Below are 13,523 nucleotides of genomic sequence, written 5' to 3'. Positions count from 1 at the left end.
CTCAAAGTGCCCCGGTGACCAGGCACCTAAAGAGGGGAAGACGGGAAGCCTGGAAAATTCAACTGAGTCGGCAACGGAGCATCGAGCTTCGCTGAATCTCCCAGGCCTCCCTACTGAACTGCCTGGCCACTGCACCTGTCCGGTTGCCCGAACAAGCCTGATACGCCATCTGCTTCGAGGAGTTATCTATCTGCACTGCGTCCGGCTCAGCGAAACGCATTCTCATCCCCGGCCTCAAACGCCTTGAACCTCTCCTCCGACTTCCGAGCGAAATCGTTCGTCAGGTCCTGATACTTCCCATGCTCGATTCGGCCTAAATCACGGAGCGCGATCAGGGATTCGTTACCGTCGTCCTGGTTGATTAGGATGCCGCCTAAGAAGAACGCGGGGCTCCCGAAGTGGGTGCTCTCCAGGAGTCGCTGGAAAACCTGCTTCGTTTCCTGGTAGATGACTTCGGACATCACGACGAAGCGTCTAGGGTCCTTGACGGCGCCAGCTCCGAGGATGGCGTCCTTGTGCCGCAGGACGATTTGCCTGATCGTCTCCTGCTGGTAATCATCCACCGGATATTCGTAGGGTTCCTTGTGGGGAATTTTTCCTTCTTCGAGAGCTTTGAGTGCCGCCGCCGCTGCACCGCAACAGTCGCTCGGCTTCGATTGGCCAGGTCGGATAACCTTGCCGACCTGTCCATCCTTGGTGATACCAACATGCGGGCCGAAGAACATCAATGCTGAGCCGGGCTCGGGAATGTGGTGGGAGAACGCTCCAAGCCCGGTAATGCCAGCGAACGGATAGCCGTCGAGGCCGCCCTGGACGAACGGGCCGACCATCTTAGTCCTCGGCATCCCCACGTTGTTGAGGTCATCGCTGCAAATGCTGGTCAGGAAGCCGATCTGATTCTCGCTGAGACCAAACTCGTATTTTACATAAAGTAAAAATGCGTCGAGATAATAATGCAATTCAACTGCTTCGGGATAGTAGGGTCTGACGTTGTTGGCTGCGCGAATACCGATCATGGCACGACTCTCCGGAACGGACTCAGGGATAACGGCCGCTCTTCCACCACTCACGTGACTATCTGATTGATCAGATGACTTATTCTGACTGGGGCGTGGTCGGGCTGCAAGCGTCTACCTGGCCTTCACGGACTAGAGAAAAGGGTGTCTCGGTGACCAGGCACTTAAAGAGGGTAAGACGGGAAACCTGGAAAATTCATCTGAGTCGGCAATGGAGCATCGAGCTTCACTGAATCTCCCAGGCCTCCCTACTGAACTGCCTGGCCACTGCTCCTGCACTTTTGCGAAGCATCATTGGTCTCGCCGCAAAAACGTGCCGATTGAACTTTTCAAGTATTGAATTGATTCGCGATTGGCCGTTTTCACAGTTCTTGTGAACATCTTTCCACTTTCTGGAGGCTCGCCACATGCGCCCCCGCCACGCCGACGTTTTGAGAGAGTCGGGCTACGCTGGTTCACTCGAAGACTTCAGGACGACGCTCCCCGCCTGGGTCGCGTGCTCATCCTGAAGGGGCTTATCGCCCTCCGCAAGCACGGCTGGCGATCGCAGCCTGTGGAGGCGTGAGAACCGCGAAGAGCGGCATGGAAGCCGCTCAAGGTTCCACTGGCCCCATCTCGCGACGAAACTGACCGCCTCGGTATACTGGTTCGTATCCTTCCCGAACCTTCATCCATCCCGAGATTCAACGATGGCCAAGCAAAAGCCACCCGGTAAGCCCCCAAGCCAGCGGAAGCCCTCTCAAGCCAACGGCTCGGGGCCTCAGACGACCGAAAATATTTTCAACCCCTTCTTGTTCGTCGAGGGGGAGCTAATCACGAAGCTTGGAGGCTTATGCCACGAGAAGGGCGGAACGGTCCGCGAGAAGATCGCGTTCCTTCAGGCCAACTTGACCCGTGACCTGTTAAACGCCACCGAGTTTCCGATTCCTGAAAGCTATACACTCGTCACTCCGAGCGGGACGGAAACCGGGCTTCGTTACGAGGGATATTTGAAGCTCTCAGAATTGGGAAGACACCTCAAAGTCTTCGAAGAAGTCTTCGAGCACTTCGACGGCTCGGAAGACCCGCTGAGTTGCATCACGCCGATCGTCGATGGGAAGCCGAAGATCGAGATCATAGCCAAGTTTTAAATTCCACGAATATGCCAAATAATTTATTTAAAAAGCATTTTAGGATAAGCGAACTCATTCGGTCGTTCGGCACTTTCTACTACGTTACAAGTCGGTCGCTTTGGGAAAAGCACGCCTCGTCCAGGGGCTCAACGCTGAGATGGGCAGAGAATGCTACGCGGGGCGATGCGAGTCGATGGTTTTCCTGTGCACCCCAGATAAGCTCGAAGCAACCACCGTGATGATCGGTAATAAGTATAATCACGAGGACGAGTTCGCCATTATCCGAGTCGAGGCTGAACTCCTACTGACGAAACGCCTCTCGGCAGACGCCACCTTCGAGGGAGGAATCGAAGACATGGAGCGATCCGTTCGCGAGGTTGGCAACCTCGGCTGCTTCGACTCGATACTCGTGGAGGAGCTCTCGCTCGAAAGGTTCATCCCAAACCCAGAGAAGAGCAACCTCATTTGAAAGCGAAGTGTCTCTTCAACGGCAGGGATGCCGCTCTTCTGTGATCGTGCGAACCGATCGAGTAGCGGCTCGCCCATCTCGCTGACCAGGTGTCAGCTTGACCGCCACCTCTATGATTCCTCCTAGGGGCGTGCGAGGTTCAGGAATTCGGTCCAACTATTCACCCCCATTTCTCCAGCTCCACGTTGACTCGGATCAAGAGAGACGTTCTCTCACTTCCGGGTTGTGAGAGAGGGTCCGCCCCGTTACCCTGGGACGTAGGGTATAATTCCTCGGAGTTTAGGGAAGATGGCAAGACAAGGCGGATTACGCGGAGTTTGACGATTCTCCGAAACGGTTTGATCGATGGCTATTCAAATCCAACTCAACAAATCACAGCTTGCTGATCTGAAAGCGATTCGTGAGCTAGGACCCGAAGTCCTTAGCGCCGTTGTCGATCGCATCGACTCGCTTCAACCCGTACCTTTGGCTCCTAGTGAGCTACAAAAAGCTATTCTCGAGGTAATCGAGGGCAACGAGGAAGCGGTCAACAGCACGCTCCGTCAGGCAATTTCTCTGGCAAGCTTACAAAGGCGGAGAAAGCTTGATGCTGAGACGGTCGTGATTGGAATTCGAAAAGGCTTGCAATCCGCTAGCATGCCCTGGGATGGCACCTCCATTGCTAAATGGGAAGCATTGGAGCCCGCCTTTCGGCGGCTGATCTCCTCAAAGAATGTCGAGGTCGCAGCCAAGGCGTTGGATCTGTCCTACGATTATGCGAACCTCCTGCAAACGACTCGCATCGTCACAGACGTCCGACCGGTGTTCGACAACGAGGTCACGAAGATTGAAGGAGCGGTCGTCTCTTTCACGCTCCGGCTGAGTTACGACAACTCGGAAGGCAGCCACAATCTGAGTCTCGCGATGAATCAAGCCGACATCAAAACACTTAAAGAGCAGTGCGATCGAGCCCTCAAAAAAGGCGCTCTCGCACGCGAGACGATTGCAACACTTCCTTTCACCGTGACAATTTCCGGGAGTGACGATTATGAGCCTCGCTGAGCGATCCCGGACTAGAATACCATCTGCCGGGATTGGGGCGAGACGTCCGCAGAGCTGGATGCAGGAGTTCCGGGTTGAGCGCTCGGGGTTCGATTACCGCTGCCCAAAGCCGGAAGTAGAAGAAGTGGAAGATGTCGCCGCTCCGGTCGATTCGAAGGACCTATTCAGAGAAGCTTCGAGTCTGCCCAGCAGCGATGACTTGCAGATCAACTTCGGTAGATTCCTGCACCATTACCGAAACACTCTACCGCACTACTCTCAAGGTTCTGTTCCCCTGAAGTCGGGGATTGAACCAGCAGCTCCCGTAAAGCGGACTGTGCCCAGCGCGGACGAGATTCAGACATTCTTCGCGGAGATTCGTCGCGCTCTCGGCGTCACCACCACCTCAGCTCCCCTAGACCCCTCGAAAGTCGTTTTGCTTCTCAAGAAGGCGATTCAGTCTTTCGAATCGAGTAAAGCGCCGCAGGTGGAGTCGAAGACGGTGCTCGAATCCTTCGATGGATACGTCGACTCTATCGACGGGGACACCGCATATGTTACTCTGGAAAGCCGGTCGAACGGCGACATTCTCTATGGCGAGTATTCCGCTCAGGAGCTCCTCGCTAGAGGTATTCACGAACAGACCCGATTCCTTTGTGAAACGGTCAAGGGCGGTGGTGCCGGTCGCGTTCACTTTGCTCCGTTACCTAAGATCGAGGTAACCGACGAGGAAGCCCGTGCCATCGCGGAAGAAATGCGCGAGGCTTTCCCCGGTGGCGACGACTCCGTTATCGAGTACTGACCCCTCCCTTCTCGAAGTCCATCTCCTCGGCGGCAGCAAAGGCGAAAGCATCGTAATCAAACTTCCCGACGACCAGTGGGGTGTCGTGGATTGTTACACCGATGCTATTTCCGAGCCGGATAAGAACCCGACGGTTCAGTTCCTCAGATCCAGGGACGTTAAGAAGCTCCTGTTCGTCTGCCTCACCCATGCGCACGACGATCATTTCCTGGGGATGGTGAAGCTGATTGAGGAGTTCAAGCCCGCCGAATTCTGGCGGTTCGGCTGCCTTGCACCCCCTCATCTCCAGAAGCTGATGCAATACAACTTGCTTCGCGCGAAGGAAGCGACGGGAGCGAAGAAGGCTGAGCTGACCAGGAGCTCGAAGGAGTTCTTCGACGTCCTCAAGATCGCCGAACGAGGGCGCAAGGATAAATCGATACTTCCGAATCCTCTTTCTTCCCTGAAAACCCTCTATCCTCTGCCCCGCGACAGCGCCAAAGGTTTCAAGATCGAGTGCCTCGCTCCGAGCGGAGTGCAGGTCGCGAGATATCAGGAAGCGATCCTCGATTGCATAGGTCCCGACGAGAAGATCGCCAAAGAGCTGAAACACTCGGACCACAACGAGGTATCTGTGGTCCTGAAAATCACTTACGGCGATACAGTTGTAATCCTCGGAGGCGACCTAGAGAAAGCGGGATGGGAGGAAGTCGTAAGAGAATATGGGGAAGACAACCTAAAGGCATTGGCGGTAAAGGTCAGTCACCACGGGTCCGAGAACGGATATTGCGCGGACCTCTGGAAGCACTTCACGGTTGGGGGAAAGACGATCGCCATGATCGCTCCCCAACATCGTCACAAGCTGCCGAGACCGGCGGGTCTCGATGACATCTCGAAGTTCGCGAATCAAATCGTCGCGACGTGCAAGCCCAAGCTCGATTGGAAGCCCGCATCCGTCGTTCGCGAACCGCTGCCCGAGAGCAGGATGATCCTGCGGACACACCTAGCTGCCATGAAGCTCGCAGACGACACCCCTTGCGGTCAGTGCAGCTTCAAGTTCGACAACATGGGCAATGTAGTAGACGGGGAGCTTATTGAGCCAGCGGTCGTGCTCCACGGGGAAGGCACGAAAGCGCCGACGGCGAGCATCGCCTAGCGCCCTCACCACAACCGCAGAACGATCTGCGAGACCGTCCACTGGAGCAGGTAAGCGTAGGCTTCCTCGGTCTCGTCGGTGAGCGGGCCGAGGCAGATCGTCTCGAAGACTGCTTCACGGAATGGAGAGCCTCGTGCTAGAGGAGACCCGAGCCAGGGACCGTCTCGAACCCGATGAGGTGATTCGAAACGTCTTCGCAAATGAAGGTCGTCGCCGACTGCCGCTGGGACTTTTGAATGGGGTGTCTCGGTGACCAGGCACCTAAAGAGGGCGTGGAAATGAGCGCGTAAAAGGACACTCCTCGCTAATCCCGACAGCCTCGGCCCATTTTTCAGGCGACTCGAGGCCTCGGAACAGTTTTGGGCGATCCTCGCTCCAGTTCGATTGGAGGCGCCTCGTCCAGCCAGCGGCTTCGTGTCGCCTTCTCACGCTCCCAGTAACGGTCCAGTAGCAAAACCATGAACCGCACGATCGTCCGCCGACTCCGCCATTTGTAGCGGGCCTTCTCCTCATGGCGGAGCTTGCGATTGATCCGTTCCACATGATTGTTCGTCCGCATCCGTCGACACGCTGCATCCCCAAGAACGCGATCATCTTGGCGAACTTCTCCGGCCCGAGTTTCTTCACGGCCTTCGCCAATTCGGGCACCGCGAGGAAGTCGCGGTTCGTTGTCAGCCTTCGGTGTCGCCGCCAGGCCGTCGCTTCGCTCTGGTTCTCCGCGAACAACCTTTGCAAGTCGTCCACAAACTGTCGCAACGGTCTCAACTCCGGCAGGTCGTTGAGCATCGTGTTCAGATCAATCCGCTCCTGGCGGCTCATCTGATCCCGCCGCCGAACGATCAGGAAACGATGCTTGAAGATAAACGTCGACTTCTCCTTCTGGGTTGAACGGTGTCGCGGCTTGCGGCTCCCGAGGGCCTCCCACGCCGCCGTTTCCGGCCCCGGTTCCCGCGTCGAGACAGTCCCGCCGCAGCCGCCGCAACGCGTCCAGGACCAGTTTGTGCAGATCCTGAGGACATGAAAACGCACAACTGATGGCGTGCCGCCGGCCATAGCTCGGCCAATACCGCCGGGTAGATGTCCGAACCGTCGGTCACCACCACCTCAGGCTCCAATCCCCAGGTCTTGAGGTTGTTGAGGAACCGCCGCATGTGATCTTTGTCGTTGCTGGCGACCAGGGCGAAGGCGACGGCCAGGTCGTTCAGGGGGTCGGTCGCCAGCAGCAGAGCGTAACGACCGAGATGGAGTTCATCGACGCAAAGCGTCCCGCGAAAATGCTCGAGTACCCAGCGACGATGCTCGGCCATGTCGAGACGCTCCGCCTGATGGAGGAGACAGTCGTAGACGAAACCGTCGGACAGGTCCAAGAGGAAGTCGCGATGCATGGATTGAATGACGCGTTCGACGCTCATGCCATCCTCGAGGATCCGGTCGAGGACGGCTTGGCGGACCTTATTGTCGTAACGGGCCTTGGATTCCACGCTCGTGGGCATGGTCCGAAACGTGGAACAACAGTGGCAGCGGGCGCGATACTCGCCGTAGGTGACGTCGAGGTAGACGACCTGATGGTAGGCGATCGAACGGATCTGGCGATTCAAGACATCCTTTCGCCGCCCCAACTTGCCACACGTGGGACAAGGAGCTTTCTTGGGGCAGCACGAGATCGGTATCGTGAGAGTTGGGGGCCTTCGGGTCTCCATGGCCTGCGTGCTCCAGAAGGATTGGCTTTGTCTCCATCCTTCAGCACGCAGGCTGTAACTCTTGCTGTCAAGATAAGTTGAATCGGCTCAGAAAACTGTCGGGATTAGCGAGGAGTGTCCGTAAAAGGGGTTCTCCCGCACTTTTGGTGGTAGATTCCCCATCTTGGCTGGCGACCCTCAAATTCCTCGATCATGCCCTGTTTACGACGCGGGCCTTCAAGAGAGCGAATCCCGCTCGGCCGTACATCTGACGCTTGATTGTCTTCAGCCGGTTCACGTGATCTTCCACCGGACCGTTGCTCCATGGCGTCGTTACCGCCACATTCACCGCCGATTCGTCGCGGCGGATCCCTTCGGCGAAGCGGCAAACCTCCGGGAAAGGACTGATCTCGGCCCGGGACAACCACTCCTTCAATGTGCCGGTCGATCGCTTGCGGATCAGCGCCGTGAACTCGTCCGCAAGGTCCAGGGCCGTTGTCAAATCGGGGCTGACCGTCCGGATCGCGTTCAGGCGGGTCTGGGTTTCGACCGTACGTTTTTCAGGGCGACGGCTCCAGTCAAAGGAGAGTTGCCTCGGCGAGGGAGGCGGAGTGGGCTTCGGTTTCGTCGCGTTCACGCGGGGACGCGTCTTGCCGGCCCGGGCCAGGCGTCTGGTGAGATAGCGTTGAACCGTGACGTACGAGAGTCGAACTCCTCTTGATGCAAGCTCGTCATGCAACTCGGATGCGTTGATCCGTTCTTCGGCGATACACGCGTCGATCCACTCCCGGTGAGGACCATCAGTGGCCATGCACTTCAATTGGGAAATCTAGGAAACGATAATTTCATCTACTTCTCTTGACAACTTACTCCAACCTCCTGGTTTGCCCCATTTAATCGCATGGTCACCGATTGCTACCGTGCCAGGAGGGTGGGGGTCATCTCAAGCCGACTGGATTTCCTCGGTGTTCAGCTTTCGATTCGGCGAAGAGAGAGTCGCGTAGAGGCAAAGCCCCACGAGGACCATGGCCGCGATCAAGCTGCGTTCATAATAGAGGATCTCCGGCCAGGTTGGTCGACGGGCTCCGGGTAGGCGGTTCAGGCGGTCGAGCGTGACCGCGGCGATCCATTTCTCCTCCGATAGCCGAATGATCGCCATGGGCTTCAAGAACGAGCGCACCCAGTTCAGGTCCAGGCCGTCGGGAACACCGTACACGTCCATCAATTCGACGGCGGACTCGGTCGTTATCACCGACCCTACCGATGCTTTCAGGTACGTCTTGAAGCCGCCAGCGAGCTGGAAACCCCCTCCGCTCCGGCTGTGGAGTTTCCGCAGCCAGTCGTGGACCCGATCGCGATACCGGGCGGGATCGGCGGGGCGGTCGATGAGCTCCAGAAGTCGTGTCACGAGTAGCGCCTCCGCAATGACGTCGTAGGTGCTTTCCGTCAGGCCGTCCAGGGTGGCGAGCAGTCGTTTTTCCAGGTAATCGCGATCCTGGGCGGTCAGGTTGCCGAGCAGGATCGAGGCGCGGATCATCCAGTCTTCCTGGGACAGGCTCGAGATCGGTCGCTTGACCAGGATCTGGTGCGGGTCGTCGAGGAGGGAGTGGCGTCGACCCTCGTAATCCCTCAGCAGGCGGACCTGGTCGGCCCGGATCAGCCCGACCGTGAACGCATTCCCCAGGATGAACGGGTTTTGCTCGCCGGCGATCTCACGGGCCAGCAACCGGCGCGCACCCGAGAGGTCTGGGTCGAGCTTCGATTCGATCGCCCATCGTGCCACGATCTCCCAGGAACGCCAACTGGAGCTGGAATAGGGGGCTTCGTGGAAGGATTCCACGAAAGCCTTGATCCGAGCTGGGGTGGCCGGCCAGAGGATCGGATTCAGGAGCCAGGCGGCCAGAGGGACCAGAATGACGGCCAGCAGCGCGGCCCGCGACCCGCGAACAGCCGGGGAGCCTCGTCGATCCGTAAGCGAATTCAGGTCGCGGGCGTAGCAAGCCAAAACGAGCATCGCGCCGCCGAAGAAGACGACCGCGATGACCTTCTGATCGAGGAAATGAATGTCATGATCGCCGGTACTGAAACCAACCGTGAGCTGCCCGAGAAGCATCAGCCCCGACATGCAGGATTGACCGATGAGCACTCGATTCCCCAGTCCGAGCCCGGCGAAGGAGGACAGGACATAGAGCAGCACCCCGAACGAGATGATATAGAAGAGGAATAGCAACCAGGTCGCCCCGATCCACATCAATGCAAGTGTCGCCACAAACACTAGATAGGCGGGCCACTTGTGCCGCTTCCACCACAGGAGCACGGCATCGGTCTCCGCCTGGGCGTCGTCGATTCCCGGGTGATGATTCCGCTGGATGCCGTGGATCTTCGTGATGCCGAAGATCGTGGCCCCGAGCAGCACGAACAGGCTGATGGCCGGGAAGGCCAGATAGCCAAGCAGCTTGACGCCCATCGCGGCCGGGACCGTCTTGGCCGCCGCCTCGGATGCCCGGCACCCGGTGAAGAACGGCAACGGCAGCAGGGCCGCCGCGCCCCTGAGGAACGGGGAAAGGCACGCCAGGGGGTCATCCTGGCGCCTTCGATCGGCAGTCTCCAGCCGCGCGCGGACGGCGGCCTCGAACCGCCCGGGTTCGGCCCGGTAGGGCCGCAAGGCGTCTCGCAGTTGGTCTTCGGGGACCGGGTTCAAAGGCATGGGAGCAACCTTCCGATCGACGAAGCGGGGAGAGAGCCACCGAGCAGGCGGCGGAGTGTCCGTCGCGCCTGATACAGGCGAGCTTCGACGGCCTTTGGGGTGATCAATAACAGAGTGGCGACTTCGTTGACGCTGGCTTCTTCCAGGTAATGCATCAGCACGACCTGGCGTTGCCCGGCGGGCAACCGGGTGATGGCCCGCCGCAACGAATCCAGGAGTTCGGAGGATTCGGGGTTGGGCGTGACGGCGATCGTTTCGAGGAAGGCCGGTTCGACCGTCATGGTCCGGGCACGACGCCGACGACCCCGCGCCCAGTTGCGGTATTGATTGAGCGCCACGCCGCGCAGCCAGCGTCCGAAGACTTCGGGATCCTCCCAATCACCGCGACATGAGGCGCGACGCACCCAGGCTTCCGCGAAGCTGTCCTGGGCGATCTCGATCGCGTCAGCCCAGGGCGCCCCCCAGGAGGCGAGCAGCCCGATGAGCGGTCCCCGGTAGGCGTTGATGAATGTGGTCAGGTCCATAGCGCTCCTTCCTTGATCTCGAAGTGTCCGGACCCTCGCCTGATCACGCAAGATTCTTTGGAAGATCATTCTCATCCCAGCCGGGAAGGAGTCCGCCCCATCGATGCCCCAGCCACTTCCCCCCGTCGGGCCACGCCCCGATGATGGTCGGTATCGATTCAACGACCACCCGGAGGCCCCCACCATGCGGCTCGCGACGACAACACTCCTGATCCTTACCCTCGCCGCCCGCGCCGGAGTCGCGCAGGTCGGCGGCAACGTCGGCTACGGCCAGGCGGGCGCCCGGGCGCGGGCGGACCAGAACGAGCGGGCGAAACGGCAGTTGACCCGCGAGGAGATGCCGTCGACGGACACGTCGATGTTCATCGACGCAAGCGTCCTCATGAACGTGAGGGCCGACGAGTTCGTCGCCACCTTCGGCGTCGCCGAGGAGGCCGAGACCGTCGAGGCGTGCCAGGCGAGAATGGACGCGACCCTCGCCGCGTTCACCGAGGCGCTCAAGCCGCTCGGCGTGGGCCCCGAGGCCCTCTTCGTCGACTTCGCCGCCCAGACGAAGGTCTACGGCTACAAGGTCGAGGGAAACCTCGCCCGCGAGCAACTCGTCGGTTTCGAGTTGAAGAAGACCGTCGCGATCCGCTACCGCGACAAGGCGCTCATCGACCGCCTCGTCATCGCCGCGAGCCGGGCGAAGGTCTACGACCTAATCAAGGTCGACTATGTCGTCACCGACCTCGCCCCGGTCCAGGAGCGGCTGGCCGAAGCAGCGGCGGCCGCTGTCAAAGCCAAGGCCACCCGCCACGAACGCCTCCTCGGCATCAAGCTCCGCGCCGTGCCCCAGGTCTACGCCGAGCGGTCATCCGCCTACTTCCCGTCCGAGATGTACGACTCCTACACCGCCGGCGAGTCCGAGGCCGTCTCAGGCGGTCCGGACCGCTCGCGGACGACCGTCCAATCCCTCCGCAAGAGCCGGACGTTTTACTACAACCCCCTCAACGCCGACGGCTTCGACCGCGTCATCGACCCCGTCGTCCTGGAACCCGTCGTCCAGTTCACTCTCTACCTCAAGCTCAGGTATGAGATTGAAACCAGGCGTTGATGATCGAGAGTCAGATAGATCATGCACGCCAAGGATAGCGTCGACCGGGAGCTTCTCGTCGGCCGTCTTCAGCATTGGGCGTCCCGGCTGGCGCCGTCGCTAAGCTTCAGGGTTCTGTCCCTCCGGGACCGGCTGCGCCGCCTTCCGCATCGCTGACGCGGGATGTCCCCTCCGATCGGCCCGATTCTATCTTCTGGCATGAAAATCGCTCAGGTTTACATCCCAGTCTGACAACCCTTGGCAAGGTTAGCGAGATCAATGCCAGCCCTCTCAAGCCTGGACGAGTATCTCACGGTGAAGATGGCGGCCGAATTCCTCGGCGTCAGCCCCTCCACCTTGCGCAACTGGGACAGGGCCGGGAAGCTCAAGCCCCACCGGCATCCAATGAATCACTACCGGCTGTATCGCCGCAACGAGCTGGAAGCCGTCCTCCGGTCCGCGGCCGAACGGAAACGAGAAGATGGCTAAACCGAAACAATACGTCTCGACCGGCGTCCCGGGGTTGGATCACGTCCTGATGGGCGGGTTCCTCCGCAAGGGCTTCTACCTCGTTCAGGGTGACCCTGGTTCGGGAAAAACCACCCTCGCACTCCAATTCGTTCTGGGGCGAATGGCCGCCGGTGAGAAATGCCTCTACATCACCCTTACCGAGTCGGTCGAAGACCTGGAGAACGCCTGCAGCTCACACGGGTGGGAACTGGGCGAACTGGAAATTTGCGACCTTACCAGCTCGGCGGCTAACCTCGCGGGGGAATCGGAGGCGTCCGTCTTCCATCCTTCAGAGATCGAACTGGGCGAGACCACGCGGGCGATCCTCGACGCCGTGGAGGCCGCGAAGCCCGATTGCGTCGTGTTCGACGGCCTCTCCGAGATGCGTTTGTTAGCGGGCAACGCCCTCGTCTACCGCCGCCAGTTGCTTGCCCTCAAAGAGTTCTTCGTCCGCCGTGGCACCACGGTGCTCCTCCTGGACGACCGATCGTCGCCATTAGGGAACGTCCAGCCAGAGAGCCTCGTCGGCGGAAACGTCGTGCTGGAGCGGACCCTTCCGGTGTACGGTACTGCACGCAGGCGGCTTTTCGTCACCAAGGTACGCGGCTCGAACTTCCGTGAGGGATACCACGACTACGAGATCATCCAGGGCGGGGTCATCGTCCACCCCCGCTTGGTGGCGTCAGAGCATCACGAAGCGTTCAAGCGGGCGGCAGTGCCCAGCGGCATCGCCGCGCTGGACTCGATGCTCGGCGGAGGTCTCTCGACCGGATCGACGACGCTGCTGCTTGGCCCGGCCGGGGTGGGGAAGTCGACCATCTCCATGCAGTTCGTGGTGAACACTATGAAGGCGGGAGATAAGGCGGCTGTCTATATGTTCGACGAGGTGATGGAGACGCTGATCGAGCGGGTGGACAAGCTCTGCCCGGGTAAGGAAGGCGGACTGCGGGCATACATGGCGGAAGGGATGCTACACGCCCAGCAGGTGGACCCGGCCGAGATGTCCCCAGGGGCGTTCACCCACGAGGTGCGGCGGGCCGTCGAGGCTGGGGCGAAGCTGATCATCATCGATAGCCTGAATGGTTATCTGAACGCCATGCCGGAGGAAAGGTACCTGACGACCCATCTGCATGAGATGTTCTCGTACCTGAACCAGAAGGGCGTCCTGACCATGATGGTCGTCGCCCAGCACGGGATGATCGTCGGCGGTGGGATGGCAGGCGACGTGGACGTGAGTTACCTTGCGGACACCGTGCTGCTCTTCCGCTACTTCGAGGCGCGGGGCGAGATCAAGCAGGCCATCAGCGTGTTCAAGAAGCGGACCGGCCAGCACGAGAGGACCCTCCGCGAGTTGAGGATCTCATCGAACGGAGTCGCGGTAGGCGAACCGCTCCGGGAGTTCCGCGGTGTGATGACGGGCGTGCCGCAGTATGAGGGCAAGGCGGAAATGCTCCCGGATCCGAAACGAGGTTGA

At 59.6% G+C, this 13,523-nt stretch carries 14 protein-coding genes; 8 read left to right on the top strand and 6 right to left on the bottom strand.

Annotated elements, in window-relative coordinates; translation table 11 throughout:
- Nucleotides 1-206: 206 nt before the first annotated feature.
- A complete protein-coding gene (locus V5E97_RS05325; RefSeq protein WP_406698249.1) occupies nt 207-1,016 on the bottom strand; it encodes a hypothetical protein in 810 nt (269 codons plus the stop codon).
- A 689-nt stretch (nt 1,017-1,705) separates the two neighbouring features.
- Between V5E97_RS05325 and V5E97_RS05320 the strand changes: the two genes are divergently transcribed.
- The 5 genes from V5E97_RS05320 to V5E97_RS05300 all read left to right on the top strand — a co-directional run bounded on the left by V5E97_RS05320 (nt 1,706) and on the right by V5E97_RS05300 (nt 5,554).
- A complete protein-coding gene (locus V5E97_RS05320) occupies nt 1,706-2,146 on the top strand; it encodes a hypothetical protein (protein WP_406698248.1) in 441 nt (146 codons plus the stop codon).
- Nucleotides 2,147-2,246: 100 nt separating this feature from the next.
- Nucleotides 2,247-2,597, top strand: a complete 351-nt coding sequence (locus tag V5E97_RS05315) for a hypothetical protein (RefSeq protein WP_406698247.1) — start codon at nt 2,247-2,249, stop codon at nt 2,595-2,597.
- A gap of 345 nt (nt 2,598-2,942) precedes the next feature.
- Nucleotides 2,943-3,638: a hypothetical protein gene (locus V5E97_RS05310; RefSeq protein ID WP_406698246.1), complete on the top strand. Its 696-nt coding sequence runs from the start codon at nt 2,943-2,945 to the stop codon at nt 3,636-3,638.
- Nucleotides 3,639-3,696: 58 nt separating this feature from the next.
- Complete coding sequence (locus V5E97_RS05305; RefSeq protein ID WP_406698245.1) at nt 3,697-4,419, top strand: hypothetical protein; 723 nt, start codon at nt 3,697-3,699, stop codon at nt 4,417-4,419.
- The gene (locus V5E97_RS05300) at nt 4,391-5,554 is read left to right on the top strand and encodes a ComEC/Rec2 family competence protein (protein ID WP_406698244.1); all 1,164 of its coding nucleotides are present in this window, start codon (nt 4,391-4,393) and stop codon (nt 5,552-5,554) included. The genes V5E97_RS05305 and V5E97_RS05300 overlap by 29 nt, the downstream gene beginning before the upstream one ends.
- 331 nt (nt 5,555-5,885) lie before the next feature.
- Here the strand turns inward: V5E97_RS05300 and V5E97_RS05295 are convergent, their stop codons facing one another.
- The 5 genes from V5E97_RS05295 to V5E97_RS05275 all read right to left on the bottom strand — a co-directional run bounded on the left by V5E97_RS05295 (nt 5,886) and on the right by V5E97_RS05275 (nt 10,464).
- On the bottom strand, nt 5,886-6,113 hold the full coding sequence (locus V5E97_RS05295) for a hypothetical protein (protein ID WP_406698243.1): 228 nt from the start codon (nt 6,111-6,113) through the stop codon (nt 5,886-5,888).
- 280 nt (nt 6,114-6,393) lie between these two features.
- Nucleotides 6,394-7,152, bottom strand: a complete 759-nt coding sequence (locus tag V5E97_RS05290) for a hypothetical protein (protein WP_406698242.1) — start codon at nt 7,150-7,152, stop codon at nt 6,394-6,396.
- A gap of 292 nt (nt 7,153-7,444) precedes the next feature.
- Entirely contained in the window at nt 7,445-8,044 is a 600-nt protein-coding gene (locus V5E97_RS05285; protein ID WP_406698241.1) for a transposase, read from the bottom strand.
- Nucleotides 8,045-8,176: 132 nt separating this feature from the next.
- Nucleotides 8,177-9,940: a hypothetical protein gene (locus tag V5E97_RS05280; protein WP_406698239.1), complete on the bottom strand. Its 1,764-nt coding sequence runs from the start codon at nt 9,938-9,940 to the stop codon at nt 8,177-8,179.
- The gene (locus V5E97_RS05275) at nt 9,931-10,464 is read right to left on the bottom strand and encodes an RNA polymerase sigma factor (protein ID WP_406698238.1); all 534 of its coding nucleotides are present in this window, start codon (nt 10,462-10,464) and stop codon (nt 9,931-9,933) included. Before V5E97_RS05275 ends, V5E97_RS05280 begins: the two co-directional genes overlap by 10 nt.
- 103 nt (nt 10,465-10,567) lie before the next feature.
- On the opposite strand from V5E97_RS05275, the gene V5E97_RS05270 reads away from it, so the two are divergent.
- The 3 genes from V5E97_RS05270 to V5E97_RS05260 all read left to right on the top strand — a co-directional run bounded on the left by V5E97_RS05270 (nt 10,568) and on the right by V5E97_RS05260 (nt 13,523).
- Nucleotides 10,568-11,560 carry an SIMPL domain-containing protein gene (locus tag V5E97_RS05270; protein WP_406698236.1) on the top strand — a complete coding sequence of 331 codons (993 nt, stop codon included), beginning with the start codon at nt 10,568-10,570 and terminating at the stop codon, nt 11,558-11,560.
- 258 nt (nt 11,561-11,818) lie between these two features.
- Nucleotides 11,819-12,028 carry a MerR family transcriptional regulator gene (locus tag V5E97_RS05265; protein WP_406698235.1) on the top strand — a complete coding sequence of 70 codons (210 nt, stop codon included), beginning with the start codon at nt 11,819-11,821 and terminating at the stop codon, nt 12,026-12,028.
- Entirely contained in the window at nt 12,021-13,523 is a 1,503-nt protein-coding gene (locus V5E97_RS05260) for an ATPase domain-containing protein (protein ID WP_406698234.1), read from the top strand. The genes V5E97_RS05265 and V5E97_RS05260 overlap by 8 nt, the downstream gene beginning before the upstream one ends.

Origin of the sequence: Singulisphaera photorubra (genome assembly GCF_045290345.1) — a bacterium.
Classification (GTDB): Bacteria; Planctomycetota; Planctomycetia; order Isosphaerales; family Isosphaeraceae; genus Singulisphaera.
The sequence above is the reverse complement of the archived record's forward strand: the minus strand, read 5'-3'. Positions and strand labels throughout refer to the sequence as shown.

Bases quoted from the DNA above. Each gene is read 5' to 3' on its own strand.
- V5E97_RS05325 (WP_406698249.1), bottom strand. From the start codon at position 1,016: ATGATCGGTATTCGCGCAGCCAACAACGTCAGACCCTACTATCCCGAA.
- V5E97_RS05320 (WP_406698248.1), top strand. From the start codon at position 1,706: ATGGCCAAGCAAAAGCCACCCGGTAAGCCCCCAAGCCAGCGGAAGCCC.
- V5E97_RS05310 (WP_406698246.1), top strand. From the start codon at position 2,943: ATGGCTATTCAAATCCAACTCAACAAATCACAGCTTGCTGATCTGAAA.
- V5E97_RS05305 (WP_406698245.1), top strand. From the start codon at position 3,697: ATGCAGGAGTTCCGGGTTGAGCGCTCGGGGTTCGATTACCGCTGCCCA.
- V5E97_RS05295 (WP_406698243.1), bottom strand. From the start codon at position 6,113: ATGCGGACGAACAATCATGTGGAACGGATCAATCGCAAGCTCCGCCAT.
- V5E97_RS05285 (WP_406698241.1), bottom strand. From the start codon at position 8,044: ATGGCCACTGATGGTCCTCACCGGGAGTGGATCGACGCGTGTATCGCC.
- V5E97_RS05280 (WP_406698239.1), bottom strand. From the start codon at position 9,940: ATGCCTTTGAACCCGGTCCCCGAAGACCAACTGCGAGACGCCTTGCGG.
- V5E97_RS05275 (WP_406698238.1), bottom strand. From the start codon at position 10,464: ATGGACCTGACCACATTCATCAACGCCTACCGGGGACCGCTCATCGGG.
- V5E97_RS05270 (WP_406698236.1), top strand. From the start codon at position 10,568: ATGCCCCAGCCACTTCCCCCCGTCGGGCCACGCCCCGATGATGGTCGG.
- V5E97_RS05265 (WP_406698235.1), top strand. From the start codon at position 11,819: ATGCCAGCCCTCTCAAGCCTGGACGAGTATCTCACGGTGAAGATGGCG.
- V5E97_RS05260 (WP_406698234.1), top strand. From the start codon at position 12,021: ATGGCTAAACCGAAACAATACGTCTCGACCGGCGTCCCGGGGTTGGAT.